The following is a 19,556-nucleotide window of genomic DNA, read 5'->3' on the forward strand; positions in this document are numbered from 1 at the left end:
ATGAGCGCGCCGCCCGAGTTTCACCTGAGCCTTGCCCTGCCCTCGCCCGAGGCCACGGCAGCCCTCGCGGCGCGCATCGCGCCGCTGCTCGGCCCCGGCCAAGTGATGCTGCTCGAGGGCGAGATCGGCGCCGGAAAGACCCATTTCGCCCGCGCCCTCATCCAGACGCTGCTGGCGGCGGAAGGGCGACGCGAGGATGTGCCCTCGCCCACTTTCACTTTGGTGCAGGTCTATGAAACCGCGCGGGGCGAGATTTGGCACGCCGACCTTTACCGGCTGACCGACCCGTCGGAAGTCATTGAACTCGGCCTGACCGAAGCGTTCGAAACCGCCATCTGCCTCGTCGAATGGCCCGACCGTTTGGGCGATCTTGCCCCACGCGAAGCGCTTCTGCTCTCTCTTCGCCCCGACGCGACCGGCGAGGGCCGCATGGCGACGTTTCAGGCGACCGGCATATGCTGGGCGCCGGTCTTTGCCGCGCTAGGTGCGGCAGCATGAATGATCGGCGGCATGACGAGGCCCGTGCCTTTGTTGCCCGCGCCGATTGGGGTAACGGTCCCTTCGCGCCGCTCGCGGGCGATGCCTCGGCGCGGCGTTATTTCCGTCTACCGGGCGGGGCGGTGCTGATGGATGCCGACCCGGCGACTGGCGAACGGGTCGAGCGGTTCCTCGCGGTGGGGGACTGGCTGCTTGACCATGGCTATTCGGCACCGAAGATCCTTGCCCGCGACCCTGATCGGGGGTTCCTGCTGCTTGAAGATCTGGGAGACGCGCTTTTCGCCCGTGTTACTGCCGCCGACCCGGCGATGGAGGCGCCGCTTTATGGCGCGGCGGTCACCTTCCTCGCCGATCTGTCGCAGCAGGTACCGCCGTCTTTCGTGGCAGCGGGCGACGGCGCGGCACTCGCCCGTCTCGTCACGCTGCTGAATGATCATTATCTGCCCGCGCTTGGCGCGCCGCCGCTTGCCGAACTGCCAGGGCTGATCGCCGCGCTTTACGAGGCGTGGAATGACCAGCCGCCTGTCCTTTCCCTGCGCGATTTCCATGCCGAGAACTTGATCTGGCTGCCCGACCGGCAGGGGGCCCGCCGCGCGGGGTTGCTGGATTTTCAGGACGCTTTCGCCACCCATCCCGCCTATGACCTCGTGTCGCTGTTGCAGGATGCGCGCCGCGATGTGTCCGCCGAAACTGCCGAAGCCTCCTATCGTGCCTATCTCGACCTGACCGGGTTCGAGGAGCGACTCTTCGCGCGCGTCCACGCGCTCATCGGCGCGCAGCGGGCGCTGCGCATTCTTGCGGTCTTCGCAAAGCTTGCCCGGGCGGATGGCAAGCCGCACTATCTGGCCTATGCGCCGCGCGTCGCGGGGCACCTCAGGCGCAGCCTCGCGCATCCCGCGCTCGGGCCGCTTGCCGCCTGCGTGGCGCGCGAGGTGCCGGAACTGACGGCCGAACGGCTGGAAAGGCTGAGGGTTGGATGAACGCGCGGCCCAAATCGCTGATGCTGTTCGCGGCAGGCCTTGGCACACGGATGCGGCCCCTGACCGACGACCGGCCGAAGCCGCTGATCAGGGTGGCGGGGCGGACGCTTCTCGATCATGCGCTGGGCCAGGTGCAGGGCGGCGAGCGGATCGTCGTCAATCTGCATTACCGCGGCGAGCAGATAAGGCAGCATCTGAAGGGGCGCCAGAATATCACCTTTTCGGCCGAAACAGAGACGCTTCTGGAAACCGGCGGCGGGTTGAAGGCCGCGCTGCCGCTTCTTGGCACGGACCCGGTTTACGTTATGAACAGCGATGCGGTCTGGACCGGCGCCAACCCGCTCGACCAGCTTGCCGCAGCCTGGGACGGGGCGCGGATGGAGGCGCTTTTGTTGCTTGTCCCCAAGGATCGGGCGACAGGACATACCGGCAATGGCGATTTCCTGATCGGGTCCGACGGGCGGCTGACCCGGGGCCCGGGCCATGTCTATACCGGCGCCCAGATCATCCGCACCGGCCGGATCGCCGCCTGGCCGGAAGCACGGTTTTCGCTCAATCCCGTCTGGGACGCGATGGCCGCCGAGGGGCGGCTTTTCGGTGTGGTCCACAAGGGCGGCTGGTGCGATGTCGGCCGGCCCGATAGCATTTCGCTTGCCGAAGACATGCTGAGGGGCGCCGATGTTTCCCGCCTCTGACCGCCCGCGCCTTTACGGCCTGCCGCCCGGCGCCGATTTCGCGCAAAGCTTCGTCGCGGGCGTGCTGGCGCGCATGGCCGACAAGCCGCCCGAGGCGATGGCCGCCGTCACGATCTATCTCAACACCGCCAAGATGCGCGAACGGGTGCGCGCGGCCTTTCGGGCGCACGGGCCTATGTTGCTGCCGCGCCTCAAACTTCTCTCTGAGCTTGACGCCGACCCATCGCTTGACCTGCCCGAGGCCCAGCCCGCGCTTCGCCGGCGGCTGGAACTGATGCGGCTGGTGCGTGAACTGATGGCGCGCGAGGCGGATTTCGCCCCCGGCACCGCCGCGATCGATCTGGCCGACAGTCTGGCCGACCTGATGGATGAAATGGCGGCCGAAGGCGTGCCGCCCGAGGCGCTGGAAGACCCGGGCCTCGCCGAGGACCATGCGGTGCATTGGGAACGCTCGCTCCGTTTCCTGCGGATCATCGCGCCCTTCTTCGCGGACGGCGGCACGGCGGCGGGCGCCGCCGCCCGGCAACGGCGCGCGGCCGAGTTGCTGATCGAGCGCTGGCGGGATGGCGTGCCACAAAGTCCGGTGATCGTCGCCGGATCGACCGGTTCGCGCGGGGCGACGGCGCTTTTCATGCAGGCGGTGGCGCGGCTGCCACAAGGGGCCATTGTGCTGCCGGGCTTCGACGGATTCATGACCGCTGCGGCGTGGGAGAGCCTGACGCGCGCGCGCGTCCCTAATGAGGATCATCCGCAGTTCCGCTTCGCGAAGCTTTTCGGCACGCTTGGCATGCGGCCCTCGGAGGTTGGCCTGTGGCACGGGGCGGCACCCGACCCGGCGCGGAACAGGCTTCTGTCGCTTGCGCTCCGCCCCGCACCAGTCACCGACCAGTGGCTGAGCGAAGGGCAGGCCCTGTTGCCGCTCGACGGTGCGGCGGAGGGCGTGAGCCTGATCGAGGCACCGACCCCGCGCACCGAGGCGCTGGCGATCGCGCTCGCGCTGCGCGAGGCGGCGGAAAGGGGCGTGCGTGCCGCGCTGGTGACGCCCGACCGGACGCTCGCCCGGCGCGTCACCGCGCAGCTCGACCGCTGGCGGATCGAGCCCGACGATTCCGCCGGGCGCCCGCTGCATCTAAGCGCGCCGGGACGTTTGCTGCGCCATGTCGCCGGGCTGTTCGGGCGGCGGGTGACGGGCGAAGCGCTGCTCACCCTCCTCAAGCATCCGCTGGCGGCGACCGGCGGTACCGACCGGGGCGATCACCTGCGCTTTACACGTGAGCTGGAATTGCACCTGCGCCGCAAGGGCCCGGCCTTTCCGGCCGGGGCCGATCTTCTTGCCTGGGCGGCGCTCGAAGAGGAACCCGCGCGAACCGGCTGGGCCATGTGGCTCGCGGACTGTCTTTCGGCCTTGCCGGAAGCATCCGAGAGACCGCTTTCAGCCTGGTTAGAGACGGTTTTGTCCCTGTCCGAGGCGCTCGCCGCCGGGCCGGGCGGGGTGCCGGAGGCGAGCGAGCTGTGGCGCGAAGCGGCCGGGGAAGCGGCGGCGGGACTGATGGCGGGGCTTCGCGCTGAAGCGGATGCGGAGGTCTCTTTGTCCGCCGCCGATTTCGCCGACCTGCTGACCCGGCTTCTGCAAGCCGAAACCGTCCGGCCGACGCATGCGGCCTCTCGCTTGATCACCGTCGAGGGCACGCGCGAGGCGCGCGAGATTCAGGCCGATCTGGTGGTGCTTGGCGGTCTCAATGAAGAGATATGGCCCGCCGCGGTGCCGCCCGATCCGTGGCTGTCGCGGCAGATGCGGCTGAAGGCGGGGCTGTTGCTGCCAGAGCGCCAAGTGGGCCTGTCGGCGCATGATTTCCAGATCGCCGCCGCTGCGCCGCAGGTGATCCTGTCGCGCGCCATGCGCGATGACGAGGCCGAAACCATTGCCTCACGCTGGCTCGACCGACTAGTGAACCTGATGGGCGGGCTTGAGGGCGAGGGCGGCGCCTTGGCCGACATGCGCGCACGCGGGCAGCGCTGGCTGGCGCTGACCCGCGCGGTAGAGGCGCGCGAAGCCGTGCCATCAGCCCGCCGCCCCAGCCCGCGCCCACCGCCGGAGGCCCGCCCGAAGGAACTGCCGGTCACCGCTATCGCCCGGCTGATCCGCGATCCTTACGCGATTTATGCGCGGGAGATATTACGCCTGAAGCCGCTCGACCCGCTTTTGGCAGAGCCGGATGCGCGGATGCGCGGCCAGATCCTGCACCGGATCGTCGAGACATTCGTCCAGACCCGCCCGGAGGGCGAGGGCCCTCAGGCGGCAAAAGAGCGGTTCTTGGCCTTAACAGACACTGTTCTGGCCGCCGAGGTACAATGGCCCGCCGCGCGTGCGCTCTGGCAGGCGCGGATGGCGCGGATCGCTGACTGGTTCGTGGAAAGCGAAGCCGGACGGCAGGCGATGGGCGCGCCAGTGCTTCTGGAAAAGGCGGGCGGGGTCGGTCTGCCGGGCCTCGATTTCCGCCTGACGGCGCGGCCCGACCGGATCGATATGTTGGCCGACGGCGCCTTGCAGATCATCGACTACAAATCTGGAAAGCCGCCCTCGCCCCAGCAGCGGCGGCAGTTCGAAAAGCAGATGCCGCTGGAGGCTGCGATGGCCGAACGCGGGGCCTTTGCCGCTACCGGGCCGCGGCCGGTTGCAGGGGCGACTTTCATCCGGCTGGGCGGCACGGGCGAGGAGCAGGCGATCAGCCGCGACGACCTTGACCCGGACGGCGAATGGGCGCGGCTTCAGGCGCTGATCGCTGCCTATGCTCGGCCCACGAAAGGTTATAGTGCACGGCGGGCGCCGTTCATGAAGGACGACCCCGGCGACTATGACCATCTGGCGCGCTTTGGCGAATGGCAGATGAGTGATGTCCCGGTTCCGGAGGATGTGGGCGGAGGGTCCAATGACCCATGACGAAGCCAGCCGCGCGCAGGCGCGCGCCGCCGATCCCCTCCGCTCGGTCTGGCTTGCCGCCAATGCGGGGTCCGGCAAGACGCGCGTCCTGACCGACCGGGTGGCGCGGCTTCTGCTTGGCGGCACCGAACCGCAGCGCATCCTCTGCCTGACCTATACCAAGGCGGCGGCGAGCGAGATGCAGAACCGGCTTTTCCGCCGCCTTGGCCGCTGGGCGATGTTGGAGGAAGGGGCCTTGCGCGGCGAACTGGCCGAACTGGGCGTCGAAGGGGAGATCACGCCGGAAGTGCTCGCAGGCGCGCGGCGGCTTTTTGCCCGGGCGATCGAGACGCCGGGCGGGCTGAAGATCCAGACGATCCACGCTTTCTGCGCCGGACTTCTGCGCCGCTTTCCGCTGGAGGCGCGGGTGTCGCCGGACTTCACCGAACTTGACGACCGCACGGCGGGCCTGATGCGCCGCGAGATCGTCGAGGAAATGGCGGAAGAGGATACGGAAAGCGCGGTCGCCGCCCTCGCGAGCCTTGTACAGGGCGACGATCTGGCCGCCCTTCTGACCGAAATCTGCGGGAATAGAGACGCTTTTTCACGGCAAGAGACGCGCGAAAGCCTCGGGCAGGCGCTCGGGCTGCCGCCCGGTCTGGACGCGCGCGCGCTTCTTTCAGACGTGTTTCTGGGCGGCGAGGGGCCGCTCCTCGCGGCCTTGCGGCCGCTCCTCGCTGCAAGTTCGGTGAACGATGTGAAGCTTGGACGGGCACTGGCCGATCTGGCCTTCGATCCGCCGACGATCGGGACGCTGATCGAGCTTGAGGCACATTTCCTGACCGGGGCGAAGGCCAAGGTTCCGTTCGGCGCCAAGATCGGTTCGGTACCCACCAAAGCGGTGGCGCAGGGGGCAGGCGCGGCGCTGATGCCCGCGCTTGAAGCGCTGATGCTGCGGGTCGAGGCGGCGCGGGCCTTGCGCGTGGGCCTTGCGGCGGTGGAGCGGTCGCTGGCTCTTCACGCTTTCGCGCGGCCCTTTCTTGGCCGCTACGCGGCGCGCAAGGCGGCGCGCGGTGCGCTCGATTTCGACGATCTGATCGCGCGGGCCGCTGCGCTTCTGTCGGACCGGTCGGTCGCAGCATGGGTGTTGTACCGGCTGGATGGCGGCATCGACCATATCCTTGTTGACGAGGCGCAGGATACGAGCCCCGGCCAGTGGCGGGTGATCGAGCGGCTCGCCGAGGAGTTTACCGCAGGCGAGGGCGCGCGGGGCGAAGGCCGCCGCATCTTCGTGGTGGGCGACAAGAAACAGTCGATCTATTCCTTCCAAGGTGCCGATCTTGCGACTTTCGACGCGATGGCAGAGGAGTTCGAGAGCCGCCATCAGGGTGCAGTGGCGCCGTTCGAGAGCCTGTCGCTCAGGCATTCCTTCCGGTCGTCGCGCGCGATCCTCGATGTGGTCGACCACACGTTCAAGGCGGCGGCGGGCCGGGGTCTCGGTGGCGAGACGCGGCATATCGCCTTTCATGCGGCGATGCCGGGGCGTGTCGATCTGTGGGAACCGGTCGAAAAGCCGGGCGAGCCGGAGGAGGGCGACTGGTCCGACCCCGTAGACCAATTGGCGGACAGTCATGAAAGCGTGGTGCTGGCCCGCAAGGTCGCGGGCGAGATTCGCCGGATGATCGATGAGGGCACGGCGATCGAAACGCGGGAGGGGTCGCGCGCGCTCGATGAGGGCGATGTGCTTATTCTCGTCCGCCGGCGCGGGCCCTTGTTTCACGAACTGGTCCGGGCCTGCAAGGCGGCGGGGCTCGAGGTGGCGGGGGCCGACCGGCTGACCCTGGGCGATCAGCTGGCGGTGAAGGATATTCTGGCGCTTCTGTCATTCCTCGCGCTGCCGGAAGACGATCTGTCGCTTGCCGCTGCGCTGCGCTCGCCTCTGTTCGGCTGGTCAGAGGACGCGCTCTACCGACTTGCCCAGCCGAGGGCGAAGGGCAGTTACCTTTGGCAGGCGCTGCGCAGCAGGGACGGCGCGGAGGCTGAGGCGGCGCGGGCGGTGATCGCCGACCTGCGCGATCAGGCAGATTTCCTGAGACCTTATGAACTGATCGAACGGCTGCTCACACGCCATGACGGGCGGCGAAAACTGCTGGCCCGGCTTGGCGTCGAGGCCGAGGATGCGATCGACGCGCTTCTGGCCGAGGCGCTGACCTATGAACAGGCGAGCGTGCCGAGCCTTACGGGTTTCCTCGTCTGGATGCAGTCGGGCGATGTCGAGGTGAAGCGGCGCCATGACGGCACGGCCCGCGCGATCCGGGTGATGACGGTCCATGGCGCCAAAGGGCTGGAGGCGCCTCTGGTGATCCTGCCCGATACCGCCAAATGGGCGCCGCGCGAGCGCGGGTCGGTGATGGCGTCGAAGGACGGCGCCTTCTGGCGGATGGCCGATGACGCCAAGCCGCCGCTTTTGGCTTCGCTCGCCGGGTCGCGACGCGCGGCCGAGCGGGAAGAGTGGATGCGGCTTCTCTATGTGGCGATGACGCGCGCGGAAAGCTGGCTGATCGTCTGCGCGGCGGGCGATGTGGGCAAGAGCGACGAAAGCTGGTACCGGCTGGTCGAGGCGGGAATGGACCATGCGGGCGCGGCCTCGCTGCCGCCCGAGGGTGAGCTTTGGCCATTCGGGCATGGCATGCGGTATGACTGGGGGCGTTGGCCCGAACCGGTCGCGGCCGCGCGCCGCGGTGCGCCCGGCCCGGCGGACCTTCCCGATTGGGCTTTGCGGGCGGCGCCGACCGGGCTGGAGCCGGAGCGGGCCCTGTTGCCTTCTGCCTTGCCGGGGCCCAAGGCCCTACCGGGTGAGGCGGGGCTTGATCAGGAGATGGCGAAGCGGCTGGGGACCGCGCTGCACCTCTTGCTGGAACATCTGCCAGGGGCGGCGGAGACGGGCCGGGAGCGGATCGCCCGGCGACTCCTCGGGCCTTTATCAGCAGAAACAGAGACTGTTTTCCGGCGCGCTACGGCCCTTCTCACCGACCCTGCACTCGCTGCGCTGGTCGGGCCCGGGAGCCTGGCCGAGGTCGAGCTGGCGGCGCGGGTGCCTGCGCTGGACGGGCGGCTGATGGCGGGGACGGTTGATCGGCTGATCGTGACACCGGACCGTGTGGTGGCGGTGGACTTCAAGTCGAACCGCATGGTGCCCGCGCGCGCCGAAGACATTCCATCGGGTATTCTTGCCCAACTTGGCGCTTATGCGGCGATGCTGGCAGCGATCTATCCCGACCGGGAGATCGAGGTGGCGGTCCTCTGGACCGAAACGGCAGAGCTGATGCTGGTTCCTCTCAATATCGTGAGGAACGCCTTCGAGACAGCCACACTCCCTTGACGGGGCGGGGTGGCGGACCTACCTTCCTTACCCGACCTCACCCTTCCACACACGAGAATCCGGAGATTATCATGGCCACCGTCGCCGTTACCGATGCCACCTTTGACAGTGAAGTCCGCAAGTCGGACGTTCCGGTCGTTGTCGATTTCTGGGCGGAATGGTGCGGCCCGTGCAAACAGATCGGTCCGTCGCTCGAAGAGCTGTCTGCCGAATATGCGGGCAAGGTGAAGATCGCCAAGGTCAATGCCGATGAAAACCCCGACCTGTTGACCCAGTTCGGCGTGCGCGGCATTCCGGCGCTGTTCCTCTTCAAGGACGGCCAGGTCGTGTCGAACAAGGTTGGCGCCGCACCCAAGGCCGCGCTGAAGAACTGGATCGACGCGTCGCTCTGATCCCGCGCGCAGGTCATGCGGGACGGCGGACATTCGCCGCCCGCGTCTTCCCGGTTATGGCATAACCGCCGGGGCCGCCCTAGATTGGCGCCATGATGATGAGACGCACCCTTCTGGCTTCGGCCCTTGTCACCCTTCTCGCCCTGCCCGCGCAGGCGGAGAAGCTGTCGCTTGATGCAATCTCGGCCTATCTGAACGGGCTGACGATCGCCGAAGCGGCCTTCACTCAGATCAATCCCGACGGGTCGGGTGCCAAGGGCAAGGTGATCATCCGTCGCCCTGGGCGGATGCGGTTCGAATATGCCAAGCCCGACAAGACGGTGGTTCTGGCCTCCTCGGGTCAGGTCGCGATCTTCGATGCGAAGTCGAACCAACCGCCTGAGCAATATCCGCTGTCAAAGACACCCCTGAACCTGATTCTTGGGCGCAAGATCGACCTGAAGGCGGCGCGGATGGTGGTGGGCCATGCCGAGGAAGGCGCGCTGACCATCGTCACCGCGCAGGACCCGGCCCATCCGGAATATGGCACCTTGGCGCTTGGCTTTTCGGCAAACCCGGTGACGCTGCGCCAATGGGTTGTGACGGATGAGACCGGCGGGCAGACCACCGTTCTGCTCGACAAGCTCGAAGAAGGCGGAAACTATCCGCCCTCCACCTTCCTCATCGATGCCGAGATGCGGGCGCGCGGCCTGAACTGATCTAGAACTTCCCGCAGGCGATCAGCTGGTTCTGGTAGGTCTGCGACCGTTCGCCCACATTCGCGGCCACGCGCATCAGCCAAGACTTCTGCAGGTGCGTGCCGCGACCAAAGCCCGCCAGCCCCTCGTGATAGGCAAGGTAAAGGCTCGTCGCGTCATAGGGCGAGAGGCCAAGCTTCGTCACCGCCTCGTTCATGTACCAGCCCATGAAATCGGCTGCATCGTCGAAGCGGTTGCGCTTTGCCCCGAAGTTGCGGGTCGCCTTTCGGTAGTCGTCCCAGGTGCCGTCGATCGCCTGGCTGTAGCCATAGGCGGAGCTTTGGCGGCCCATCGGGATGATCCCCAGCGCAAATTTGTGCGGGGTCTTGGCGTTTCCGATGAACTTCGATTCCTGATGGATCGTCGCCATCAGCACATGGCGGGGAATGCCCCAGCGCCGCTCTGTCGCCTCGAGCGAGCGCAGGTAATGCGGACGTTCGCCCAGGATCGCGCAAGCATTGTCAAGATTGCGCGGCGCGCTTCTTTCGCCGCCCCCGCAGGAGACAAGCGCCATAAGCACCGCAAGACGGAGAAACTTCTTCATACTGCCTCAGGTCTGCTCTTTTTTTTCAGACCTTACGCGAAATCGCCCGCGGGGGAAATCACAAAGCCGCCCCGGACTGTCCCAGACTGTCGGACGAGTCGTCACAAACTGTTTCCGCTGCCCCTGCGCAATGAATTGGACTTGGCGGCCTTCGGGGAGTATTTGTAGACTAGGGGCTGAGACTATGCTGAAAACGCAAGCGAAATATCATCTGGGGCAAGTGCTCCGGCATCGCAAGCACGCCTTCCGGGGCGTGGTGTTCGATGTCGATGCAATGTTTGCCAATACCGAGGAATGGTATGCCGCCATTCCCGAGGAAAGCCGTCCTGCGAAAAATCAGCCCTTCTATCACCTTCTGGCCGAGAACAGCGAGAACTACTATGTCGCCTATGTCTCAGAACAGAACCTCGTGCCGGACGATGCGGGCGGCCCGGTTGGCCATCCCGACCTGCCCGACCTCTTCGGCGATTTCGAGGATGGCCGCTATCCCTTGCAGGTTCGGCTGAACTAGTCGGCTGTCTCAATATCCAAGCGCGATCCCGTCCTTGCGCGGGTCGGAGGCGCCCAGAAGATACCCGCCTTCGCGATCGATGAAGATTGCCTGCGCGCCGCCGAGCGGGCCATCGGGTGAGGCGATCCTGTGGCCCTTGGCGGCAAGTGCCGCGCGCACCTCCTCCCCATAGCCGCGTTCCAGTTCCAGCCGGTCCTGATTGGCAAAGGCGCGGGGCGCGTCGATCGCCGTCTGTGGGTCCATACCGTAGGTGACCATGTTCGAGACGAAGCGGGCGTGCCCCGTGGGCTGATAGGCGCCGCCCATCACACCGAACGGCATGATCACCCGGTCCGCTTTCTTGAGCATACCCGGGATGATCGTGTGCATGGGCTTTCTGCCGCCACCCGCCTCGTTCGGGTGGCCCGATTCCAGCGAAAAGCCCGCGCCGCGGTTCTGGAAGAGAATGCCGTATTTTTCGGACGCGAGCCCGGCGCCGAAGCCCCAGTAGATCGAATAGATCAGCGAGACGGCCATCAGGTCGCGGTCGACGACGGTGATATAGACCGTGTCGCGATGAGCGGCGCCCGCGGCGGGCGGCGGGTTCGGCATCGCGCTATCGGGGTCGATCAGGGCGGCGAGGCGGCGCGCGGTTTCCGGCGCGAGCATATGGCCCAGCCGCGCCGTGCGGTCGGGGTCGGCGATGAAGCGGTTGCGGGCATCATAGGCAAGTTTCGCGGCCTCCGCTTCCAGGTGCAGGCGGTCGGGCCCGAGCGGGTCGAGGCCTGCCAGATCGAATTCCGACAGGATGTTTAGCAGCAGGATCGCGGTGGCGCCCTGGCCGTTTGGTGGATGCTCCAGAAGCTCGATCCCGCCATAATCGCCCGCGACCGGCTCGGTATAGGCGCAAACAGTCGCCGCAAGATCGCTTTCGGTATGGCTGCCGCCGAGCGCGCGAAGACTACGGATCATGTCTTCGGCGACCGGCCCTTCATAGAAGCCCGCGCGTCCATCACGCGCGATTCGCTCCATGACCTCGGCCTGTCCGGGGGCGCGGAAGATCGCGCCGGTTGCGGGGGCTGCGCCGTTTACCAGATAGAAATCGCGGGCCGCACCGGCGAGGCGGGCGCCATCGTCAGCCCAGTCGAAGGCGACACGCGGTGCGACCGGAACACCCTCGCGCGCATAGCGGATTGCGGGCGCGAGCGTGGGGCCGAGGCCAAGGCGCCCCCAGTCGGCCGACAGGCGGCAAAGCGCATCGACCGCACCGGGAAGGGTCGCCGCCTGGACGCTCTCGGTCGGGATCGATGACCAGCCTTTCGCGCGCAGCGCCGCCGCGTCGAGGCCCGCAGGCGCGCGGCCAGAGCCGTTCAGGCCGACGACCCGCTCCTCCCCCGCCGGTTTCAGCAGCACGAAGCAATCGCCGCCCAGCCCGCACATCTGCGGTTCGGCGATGTTCAGCACCATCGCCCCGGCAATCGCGGCATCAACGGCATTGCCGCCCGCCTGAAGGATCGAGACCGCCGTCTGCGCGGCAAGCGGATGAGAGGTGGCGCACATCCCGTTGGTCGCAAAGACGGCAGAGCGGCCCGGTCTTTCGAAATCGCGCATGGTCTTCCTCCGCAGATCCGTGCGGGGAGCCTAGGAAGCAGCAGACCGAAAGGAAAGACCTCGGCGGCACGAAAAGGGGGCTAAAAACGCACCGCCGAGGGAAGCTCTGAAAGCTACAGCGTGACAATGGCGGGTGATTGTGGCGGCACGCAGAAATGATGATGGCTCAAATGAGAACAATTGCCGTATCCGCGCGGCATCGTTTCTTGTCCGTTGCGGGTTCCCGCAGGGTTTAACCGCCTGCGACACGCTGGCGGGCGACCATATCGCGGTCTGGGTCGCGGCACGCCTTCCAACTGACCGGGATTCGGAAAGTCAGCCGGTTAGCGCGGGCGGTGCGCTCGTAGATCAGATCGGCGGTCAGCGACCGGATCAGACTCCAACCCCAACCGCCTTCGGGCAAGAGGTCAAGCTCGTCAGAGATGTCGGGCAGGCGCCCGTCGGGCAGAACCAGGCTTGGCATCGGATGGCCGTCATCCTCGACCCTGCAGGCAAGGCCCTCTTCGATCGGGGTCAGGAATAGGCGGATACGCCCCGGCGGGCAGCGCGCATAGGCATGTTCGACGATATTGTTCAGAACCTCAGCCAGCACGATCTCCACCGTGCCGCGATCGGGTTCTGCAAGCCCGTCGCCCAGATGCGCCATGATGCGACCCAGAACGCGCCGCACCTCTCGCTCGCTCGCCTGAAGGCGAAAGCGGGCGCTTTCCCCCGCTTGGTCGGGCGCGTGCGCGGTGGCGTCAGACTGCATGCCTCATGCCCTCGCCAGGAACCTCGGGGTGAATGGCAAAGACCGAATCCATGCGGGTCATGTGAAAGACCTTGCCCACGGTCGGCGTCAGGGCCGCCAGTTCCAGCTTCGTCGCCGGGGCGAGAAGCTTCATCACCGCGACGATGGCGCCAAGGCCCGAACTGTCGACGAAGCCGACGCGCCCCATGTCGAGGATGACGCGGCCCGAGGCGCCGGCCGCAAGTTCGCGCATCCGGTCCTTGAACTGGATGGCGACGGAGGCGTCGATCCGCTCCTCCTCCACCCTCACCACCTGCGCGCCGTCAATCATTTCGGATGTGAGTTTCATCGGCCCTCTCCGTACCGCCGTCCGGACAGAGCCTAGGGGCCAATCCTTACCAATCGGTATCCGTCGGCCGGGCAGCCCATGGGAATCGTCGCTTCAGGGCGCTATGACGTCCGAAAGCGCACGAGAGACAGACATGCCCGACTATACCGCCCTTGCCGCCGCGATCGAAAGCCTGACCCATGGCGAGACCGACGAGGTATCTCTGATGGCCACTGTCGCCTGCGAGGTCCATCATTCGGACGCACGTTTTGACTGGACGGGTTTCTACAGGGTCGTGGGGCCCGAACTTCTGAAGATCGGCCCCTATCAGGGCGGACACGGCTGCCTTGTCATCCCCTTCTCACGCGGGGTCTGCGGGGCGGCCGCCCGCACCGGCGAGGTGCAGCTTGTCCCCGATGTCGATGCCTTCCCCGGCCACATCGCCTGCGCTTCTTCGACCCGATCCGAGATCGTCCTGCCGGTCTTCGGGCGCGGCGGTCGGCTGATCGGCGTCTTCGATATCGACAGCGATCTGCCCGCGGCCTTTACCGAGGAAGACGCGCGCGAACTCAGCGCAATCCTCGAGTCGGTTTTCGGCGCACTTTGACGTATCCGGTTGTTGCGCGCGCCGGGTGCCATGACAGGATGGCGCCATGAGCGATACAACACCCCATCCCGGTTCCTGCCTGTGCGGCGCTGTTGCCTTCACAGCGACAGGCCCTTTGCGCGATGTCCTGGGCTGCCATTGCAGCCAATGCCGCAAGACCTCCGGCCACTATTGGGCGGCAACCTCGGTGCCGCTTGAGCGGTTCGAGATCACCACGGACGAAGGTCTTGTATGGTTTCGCTCGTCCGCGACGGCGGAGCGCGGGTTCTGTCGCCGCTGCGGCGCGAGCCTGTTCTGGAAACCCGAGGGCGAGGGCCGCATGGCCATCGCGCCCGGCGCCTTCGACGATGCGCCGCCCTTCACGCTCTCGGGCCATATCTTCACCGAGGATGCGGGCGACTATTACGCCCCCGATGGCCCACCGCCGACGCCCGGCCCAGAACAGGCGGACCTGTCCTGCGGCTGCCTCTGCGGCGATGTCGCCTTTTCGGTTTCCGGTCCGGCAGGCGAGGTCTGGGCCTGCCACTGTGACCAGTGCCGCAAGCTTTCCGGCCACTACTCAGCGTCCTTCGATGCCGATGAGGCGACGCTGCGCTACCGCGCGAAACGCAACCTTTCCGAATACAGAACGCCGGGCGGCGGTACACGCGGCTTCTGCAGCGGTTGTGGGTCGAGCCTGTGGTTCCGGTCCGCTGACGGAGAGTTCTCGGTCGAGGCGGGCTGCGTCGATGGCCCGACCGGCGGCCAATTGGCCCGCCATATCTTCACCGACAGCAAGGGCGCCTATTACGCGATCGACGACGGCCTGCCGCAGGAATAGCCAAAGCCGCAAAAGAAAAACCCCTGCGGCCGGGCCCCAGGGGTTGATCTTGGCGCGGGGTTGCCCCCGCCAACGTTCCGAGCCTTCGGGCGCTTAGAGAGCACCTTCGCGCTGGGCCTTCTTGCGTGCCAGTTTACGGGCACGACGGATGGCCTCGGCTTGCTCGCGGGCTTTCTTCACGGACGGCTTCTCGAAATGCTGCTTGAGCTTCATTTCGCGAAACACGCCTTCCCGCTGAAGTTTCTTCTTCAGGGCGCGAAGAGCCTGTTCGACGTTATTGTCGCGAACGCTGACCTGCATGTGGTGTCACCACCTTCCTAAGTTAGAGTTGCTTCAAGTCGCAGGAGGCGCCCCCATAGCAGGGGATTGGGCTTTTGTCCACCGCGCTGCCGGGGTAAAAGAAAACATGCAAGGGAAATCCAGCGACATGGCGGACGCACGTACCCGGCTTCTGGCGGCGGCTTTGCCGCATGTGGCCTTCGACGGCTGGTCGGAGGCTTGTTTTACGGCGGCTTGCGCGGATGCGGGGATGGACCCGGCGCTTGGGCGGGTTCTCTGCCCGGCGGGCGCGCGCGACCTCGCCGCTGATTATCACCGCGCGGGCGACCGGGCGATGGAGGCGCGGCTGGCAGACACCGACCTTGCGGGGCTCAGGTTCCGCGACCGGGTGGCGACGGCGGTGCGGCTCAGGCTTCAGTCCGCGGACCGCGAGGTGGTGCGCAAGGGCGCTGCGCTTTTTGCCCTGCCGCAGAATGCGAGCCGGGGGGCAGAGCTGATCTGGGGCACGGCCGATGCGATCTGGCGGGCGCTCGGTGATACGTCCACGGATGTAAACTGGTACACCAAGCGAGCTACCCTGTCGGCGGTCTATGGATCGACCGTGCTCTACTGGCTCGGCGATGAAAGCGAAGGTCACGCTGCCACCTGGGCCTTCCTCGACCGGCGGATCGGCGATGTGATGCGCTTTGAAAAGGCCAAGGCCGATTTCCGCGCTTCGCCCTGGGCGAAGCTGCTCGCGGCCCCGCTGAAGGGGCTGGAGGCGATCCGCGCACCAGTGCGCGGGGCAGACGATCTTCCCGGAAGAAAGGGCTGAGGATGGACCTTCCAGAGGTGATGCGGGCGGTGGAAATCACCCGCCCGGGCGGGCCGGATGTGCTTCAGCTTTGCGAACGGCCCGTGCCTCGTCCGGGCGCGGGTCAGATCCTGGTCGAGGTGGCCTATGCCGGCGTGAACCGCCCCGATGCGCTGCAGCGCGCGGGCGCCTATGCGCCGCCGCCCTCGGCCTCTCCCCTGCCAGGGCTGGAGGCGGCGGGCCGGGTCGCGGCCGTCGGTCCCGGGGTTGCCGAATGGCGGGTGGGCGATCAGGTCTGCGCCCTTCTGCCGGGTGGCGGTTATGCCGATTATGTCGTGACACCCGCCGCCCATGCGCTGCCGGTCCCCAAGGGGATGGTTCTGCGCGAAGCGGCCTGCCTGCCGGAGACCTTCTTTACCGTCTGGACCAATGTGTTCCAGCGTGGCGGGCTGAAAGCGGGTGAGCGTTTCCTTGTCCATGGCGGCACCTCCGGCATCGGGACAACGGCGATACAGCTCGCATCGCTCTTCGGTGCCCGGGTCTTCACCACCGCCGGATCGGACGAGAAATGCGCGGTCGCCGCGCGCCTCGGCGCGGAACGCGCGATCAATTACCGGACAGAGGATTTCGTCGCGATCCTGAAGGCCGAAGGCGGCGCCGACCTGATCCTCGACATGGTGGGGGGCGACTACTTGCCGCGCAACGTGCAAGCTTTGGCCGATGACGGGAGGCTGGTGCAGATCGCCTTCCTGCAGGGGCCGAAGGTCGAACTGAACTTCGCCCAGGTGATGTCACGGCGGCTGACGATCACCGGATCGACGCTACGCCCGCAATCCGACGTGGCCAAGGCACGGATCGCAGTCGATCTTCGCACCCATGTCTGGCCCTTGCTCGATGCCGGGCGGATCGCGCCGGTGATGGACAGCGAATTTCCCCTTGCCGCCGCGGCCGACGCCCACCGGCGCATCGAAGGCGCCGACCATATCGGGAAGATCGTCCTGAAACTGCGATAGAGCCCTTAGTCCCGCCGGTAAGGATCGGCGAGCGCCGGAATGACCTTGCCGGTGCAATCGCCAAAGCCGATCCGGTAGCCTTCACCCTGCGCATGGCCGCGCAGGGTCAGCTCATCGCCATCCTCGATGAAACTGCGGCGCCCGCCTGCGATCTCGAACAGTTCCTTCCCGCCCCACGAGAGCTCCAGAAGGCTGCCCCGGCTCTCTTTCACCGGACCCGAGATCGTGCCGGACCCCAGAAGATCACCGGTGTTCATCGCGCAGCCGGAGGTCGTGTGATGGGCAAGCTGCTGGGCGGCGGAATAATACATCTCGGCATAATTGGTGCGGCTGATCACCGTCTCCGTGCCGCCCTCGGGCGTCAGCCCCACCTCCAGCGCGATGTCGTAGAGCATGGGGCGCGGCTCGGCCAGATAGGGCAGAAGCGGCTTTTCGCGGGCGGGCGTCGAAGTGCGGAACGGCTCCAGCGCCGCCTTCATCACGATCCAGGGGCTGATCGTCGTGGCGGTCGCCTTCGACTGGAACGGGCCCAGCGGCTGATACTCCCAGGCCTGGATATCGCGTGCCGACCAATCGTTCAGCAGCACATAGCCGAAGATCATCGAGTCGGCCTCCGCTACCGTCACCGGCTGGCCGTGTTCGGACGGCAGGCCGACGACCGCGCCTAGTTCCAGCTCGATATCGAACCGGGCCGAGGGCGCGAAACGCGGCGCGGCATCGTCCGGTCCCTTCACCTGCCCCCAGGGGCGGCGAACATCCGTGCCCGAAACAACCACCGACGAGGCGCGGCCGTTATAGCCGATCGGAATATGCAGCCAGTTCGGCGGCAGCGCATTCTCAGGGCCCCGGAACATGGTGCCCACGTTGAAGGCATGATGCCGACCGGCGTAGAAATCGGTATATTCGCTGACGAGGAAGGGCAGATGCAACTCCACCTCGGCACGGGCATGAAGGTAGGGCTCCGCCACCCGCTCCGCGCCCTCCGCCAGAAGGGCGGTCACCTGGGCGCGCAAGTCGGCCCAGACCTCCGGCCCCGCCGCCATCACCTCGTTCCAGAACGGCACATCCAGAAGCGGCCCGCCGCCCAGCGTCAGAAGCCCCGCGGCCTCCAGCCCGCTCACATCCAGTACGAAATCGCCGATCGCCATGCAGCAGCGCGGCTCCTCCGCCCCGGTCGAGAAGACGCCGCAGGGCAAATTGTTCAGCGGAAAATCCGCGTCTGGTGCATTGGCGCTTTCGACCCAGGATCGCTTCAGTCCCATTCTTTGCCCTTCATCTTGGCTCAAATACCTCGGGGGGTCCGGGGGGCAGCGCCCCCCGCCTTGCTGCGGGGCCTATTTCACGCCCGGCGTGCCGTCGAACTTCTTCTCCAAGCTGCCCCAGCAGTCGATGTAATCTTCCTGCAGATGGCCCGCCTGCGCGGCGAAAGGCGTCAGATGCTGCGGGAAGCGGGTCTCGAACATGAAGCTCATCGTCTCGTCGAGCTTTTCCGGCCCCAGATCGGCATTCGAGGCGCCCTCGAAGGCGTTCTTGTCTGGCCCGTGCGGCAGCATGCAATTGTGCAGCGACATGCCGCCCGGCACGAACCCCTTGGGCTTGGCGTCATAGACGCCGTAGATATTGCCCATCAGTTCCGACATGACATTCTTGTGGTACCACGGCGGGCGGAAGGTGTTTTCCGCCACCATCCAGCGTTCTCGGAAGAGGACGAAATCGATGTTCGCGGTGCCCTCGATGCCGCTCGGCGCCGTCAGCACGGTGAAGATCGACGGATCGGGATGGTCAAACAGGATCGCGCCGACCGGGCAATAGGTGCGCAGGTCGTACTTCACCGGCGCGTAATTGCCGTGCCATGCGACGACATCCAGCGGCGAGTGGCCGATCTTCGTCTCATGGAACTGGCCGCACCATTTCACCACCACGCGCGAGGGCACCTCGCGATCTTCGAAGGCCGCCACGGGCGTCTTGAAATCGCGCCGGTTGGCCATGCAGTTTGCGCCGATCGGCCCGCGGCCCGGCAACTGGAACTTCTGGCCGTAATTCTCGCAGACAAAACCGCGGGCCGGACCTTCCAGCACCTCGACCCGGTAGACCAGACCGCGCGGCAGGATGGCGATTTCCTTGGGTTCGAGGTCGATAATACCAAGCTCGGTACAGAACCGCAGCCGCCCCTCCTGCGGCACGACCAGAAGCTCGCCATCGGCCGAAAAGAAATAGTCGTCCTTCATCGATTCCGTCACCAGATAGACATGGCTCGCCATGCCGGTCTGGGTGTTCACATCGCCCGCAGTCACCATCGTCCGCATGCCGGTGACCCAGGTCAGCGGCTCGGCAGGCACCGGCAGCGGGTCCCAGCGATACTGACCGAGCGAGACGATATCGGGGTCGATGCAGGGCGCGGATTTCCAGAAGGGCACATCGATCTTGGTGAACCGGTGGGTGTGCTTCACCGAGGGCCGGATGCGGTAGCACCAGGTCCGCTCGTTCTGGTGCGAGGGTGCGGTGAAGGCGGTGCCGGACAATTGCTCGCCGTAAAGCCCGTAGTTGCACTTCTGGGGCGAGTTCATGCCCTGCGGGAGGGCGCCGGGCAGCGCCTCGGTCTCGAAATCATTGCCGAAACCCGGCATATAACCTTCGTGCGGGCCGGGTACGGACAGGGCACGGATCATGCCTTTCGGCAGCGCATGTGCGGTCATCTCATCCTCCACGAAACGGGGTCGGGCAGGGCAACGACTCC

19 protein-coding genes are annotated in these 19,556 nt (G+C 66.5%); 12 read left to right on the plus strand and 7 right to left on the minus strand.

What is annotated here, in order from left to right:
- From tsaE to OU426_RS07205, 7 genes are all read left to right on the plus strand, one after another.
- Window positions 1–498, plus strand: a complete 498-nt coding sequence (tsaE, locus tag OU426_RS07175) for a tRNA (adenosine(37)-N6)-threonylcarbamoyltransferase complex ATPase subunit type 1 TsaE (RefSeq protein ID WP_267633246.1) — start codon at window positions 1–3, stop codon at window positions 496–498.
- The gene (locus tag OU426_RS07180; RefSeq protein WP_267633247.1) at window positions 495–1,478 is read left to right on the plus strand and encodes an aminoglycoside phosphotransferase family protein; all 984 of its coding nucleotides are present in this window, start codon (window positions 495–497) and stop codon (window positions 1,476–1,478) included. The genes tsaE and OU426_RS07180 overlap by 4 nt, the downstream gene beginning before the upstream one ends.
- Window positions 1,475–2,173: a nucleotidyltransferase family protein gene (locus OU426_RS07185; protein WP_267633248.1), complete on the plus strand. Its 699-nt coding sequence runs from the start codon at window positions 1,475–1,477 to the stop codon at window positions 2,171–2,173. Before OU426_RS07180 ends, OU426_RS07185 begins: the two co-directional genes overlap by 4 nt.
- On the plus strand, window positions 2,157–5,114 hold the full coding sequence (gene addB, locus OU426_RS07190; RefSeq protein ID WP_267633249.1) for a double-strand break repair protein AddB: 2,958 nt from the start codon (window positions 2,157–2,159) through the stop codon (window positions 5,112–5,114). Before OU426_RS07185 ends, addB begins: the two co-directional genes overlap by 17 nt.
- Window positions 5,104–8,475, plus strand: a complete 3,372-nt coding sequence (gene addA / locus OU426_RS07195) for a double-strand break repair helicase AddA (protein WP_267633250.1) — start codon at window positions 5,104–5,106, stop codon at window positions 8,473–8,475. The genes addB and addA overlap by 11 nt, the downstream gene beginning before the upstream one ends.
- A gap of 71 nt (window positions 8,476–8,546) precedes the next feature.
- A complete protein-coding gene (gene trxA, locus OU426_RS07200; RefSeq protein WP_267633251.1) occupies window positions 8,547–8,867 on the plus strand; it encodes a thioredoxin in 321 nt (106 codons plus the stop codon).
- A 92-nt stretch (window positions 8,868–8,959) separates the two neighbouring features.
- Window positions 8,960–9,565 carry a LolA family protein gene (locus OU426_RS07205; protein ID WP_267633252.1) on the plus strand — a complete coding sequence of 202 codons (606 nt, stop codon included), beginning with the start codon at window positions 8,960–8,962 and terminating at the stop codon, window positions 9,563–9,565.
- Window position 9,566: 1 nt separating this feature from the next.
- Here the strand turns inward: OU426_RS07205 and OU426_RS07210 are convergent, their stop codons facing one another.
- On the minus strand, window positions 9,567–10,148 hold the full coding sequence (locus tag OU426_RS07210) for a transglycosylase SLT domain-containing protein (RefSeq protein WP_267633253.1): 582 nt from the start codon (window positions 10,146–10,148) through the stop codon (window positions 9,567–9,569).
- Between the two features lie 184 nt (window positions 10,149–10,332).
- Here OU426_RS07210 and hspQ point away from each other — a divergent pair, with 184 nt between their 5' ends.
- Entirely contained in the window at window positions 10,333–10,659 is a 327-nt protein-coding gene (hspQ, locus tag OU426_RS07215; RefSeq protein ID WP_267633254.1) for a heat shock protein HspQ, read from the plus strand.
- A 9-nt stretch (window positions 10,660–10,668) separates the two neighbouring features.
- On the opposite strand, the gene OU426_RS07220 is transcribed toward hspQ, so the two are convergent.
- The 3 genes from OU426_RS07220 to OU426_RS07230 all read right to left on the minus strand — a co-directional run bounded on the left by OU426_RS07220 (window position 10,669) and on the right by OU426_RS07230 (window position 13,328).
- Window positions 10,669–12,249 carry a gamma-glutamyltransferase family protein gene (locus tag OU426_RS07220; RefSeq protein ID WP_267633255.1) on the minus strand — a complete coding sequence of 527 codons (1,581 nt, stop codon included), beginning with the start codon at window positions 12,247–12,249 and terminating at the stop codon, window positions 10,669–10,671.
- Between the two features lie 232 nt (window positions 12,250–12,481).
- Window positions 12,482–13,000 (minus strand): ATP-binding protein, encoded by a 519-nt coding sequence (locus tag OU426_RS07225; protein ID WP_267633256.1) that lies wholly within the window; start codon window positions 12,998–13,000, stop codon window positions 12,482–12,484.
- A complete protein-coding gene (locus tag OU426_RS07230) occupies window positions 12,990–13,328 on the minus strand; it encodes an STAS domain-containing protein (RefSeq protein WP_267633257.1) in 339 nt (112 codons plus the stop codon). Before OU426_RS07230 ends, OU426_RS07225 begins: the two co-directional genes overlap by 11 nt.
- A gap of 133 nt (window positions 13,329–13,461) precedes the next feature.
- Between OU426_RS07230 and msrC the strand changes: the two genes are divergently transcribed.
- Both msrC and OU426_RS18125 read left to right on the plus strand, forming a co-directional pair.
- Window positions 13,462–13,914: a free L-methionine (R)-S-oxide reductase MsrC gene (gene msrC / locus OU426_RS07235; RefSeq protein WP_267633258.1), complete on the plus strand. Its 453-nt coding sequence runs from the start codon at window positions 13,462–13,464 to the stop codon at window positions 13,912–13,914.
- A 46-nt stretch (window positions 13,915–13,960) separates the two neighbouring features.
- Window positions 13,961–14,734 (plus strand): GFA family protein, encoded by a 774-nt coding sequence (locus OU426_RS18125; RefSeq protein WP_324289803.1) that lies wholly within the window; start codon window positions 13,961–13,963, stop codon window positions 14,732–14,734.
- Between the two features lie 93 nt (window positions 14,735–14,827).
- Here the strand turns inward: OU426_RS18125 and rpsU are convergent, their stop codons facing one another.
- Window positions 14,828–15,034: a 30S ribosomal protein S21 gene (gene rpsU / locus OU426_RS07250; protein WP_082400860.1), complete on the minus strand. Its 207-nt coding sequence runs from the start codon at window positions 15,032–15,034 to the stop codon at window positions 14,828–14,830.
- Window positions 15,035–15,161: 127 nt separating this feature from the next.
- Here rpsU and OU426_RS07255 point away from each other — a divergent pair, with 127 nt between their 5' ends.
- Window positions 15,162–15,827, plus strand: coding sequence for a COQ9 family protein (locus tag OU426_RS07255; protein WP_267633259.1), 666 nt, complete (start codon window positions 15,162–15,164; stop codon window positions 15,825–15,827).
- 2 nt (window positions 15,828–15,829) lie between these two features.
- Window positions 15,830–16,819 carry an NAD(P)H-quinone oxidoreductase gene (locus tag OU426_RS07260; protein ID WP_267633260.1) on the plus strand — a complete coding sequence of 330 codons (990 nt, stop codon included), beginning with the start codon at window positions 15,830–15,832 and terminating at the stop codon, window positions 16,817–16,819.
- 5 nt (window positions 16,820–16,824) lie between these two features.
- On the opposite strand, the gene fahA is transcribed toward OU426_RS07260, so the two are convergent.
- Both fahA and hmgA read right to left on the minus strand, forming a co-directional pair.
- Window positions 16,825–18,081, minus strand: a complete 1,257-nt coding sequence (fahA, locus tag OU426_RS07265) for a fumarylacetoacetase (protein ID WP_267633261.1) — start codon at window positions 18,079–18,081, stop codon at window positions 16,825–16,827.
- Window positions 18,082–18,153: 72 nt separating this feature from the next.
- Entirely contained in the window at window positions 18,154–19,515 is a 1,362-nt protein-coding gene (gene hmgA / locus OU426_RS07270; RefSeq protein WP_267633262.1) for a homogentisate 1,2-dioxygenase, read from the minus strand.
- Window positions 19,516–19,556: the final 41 nt, after the last annotated feature.

This window comes from Frigidibacter sp. RF13 (assembly GCF_026626305.1).
Lineage (GTDB): Bacteria > Pseudomonadota > Alphaproteobacteria > Rhodobacterales > Rhodobacteraceae > TMP-24.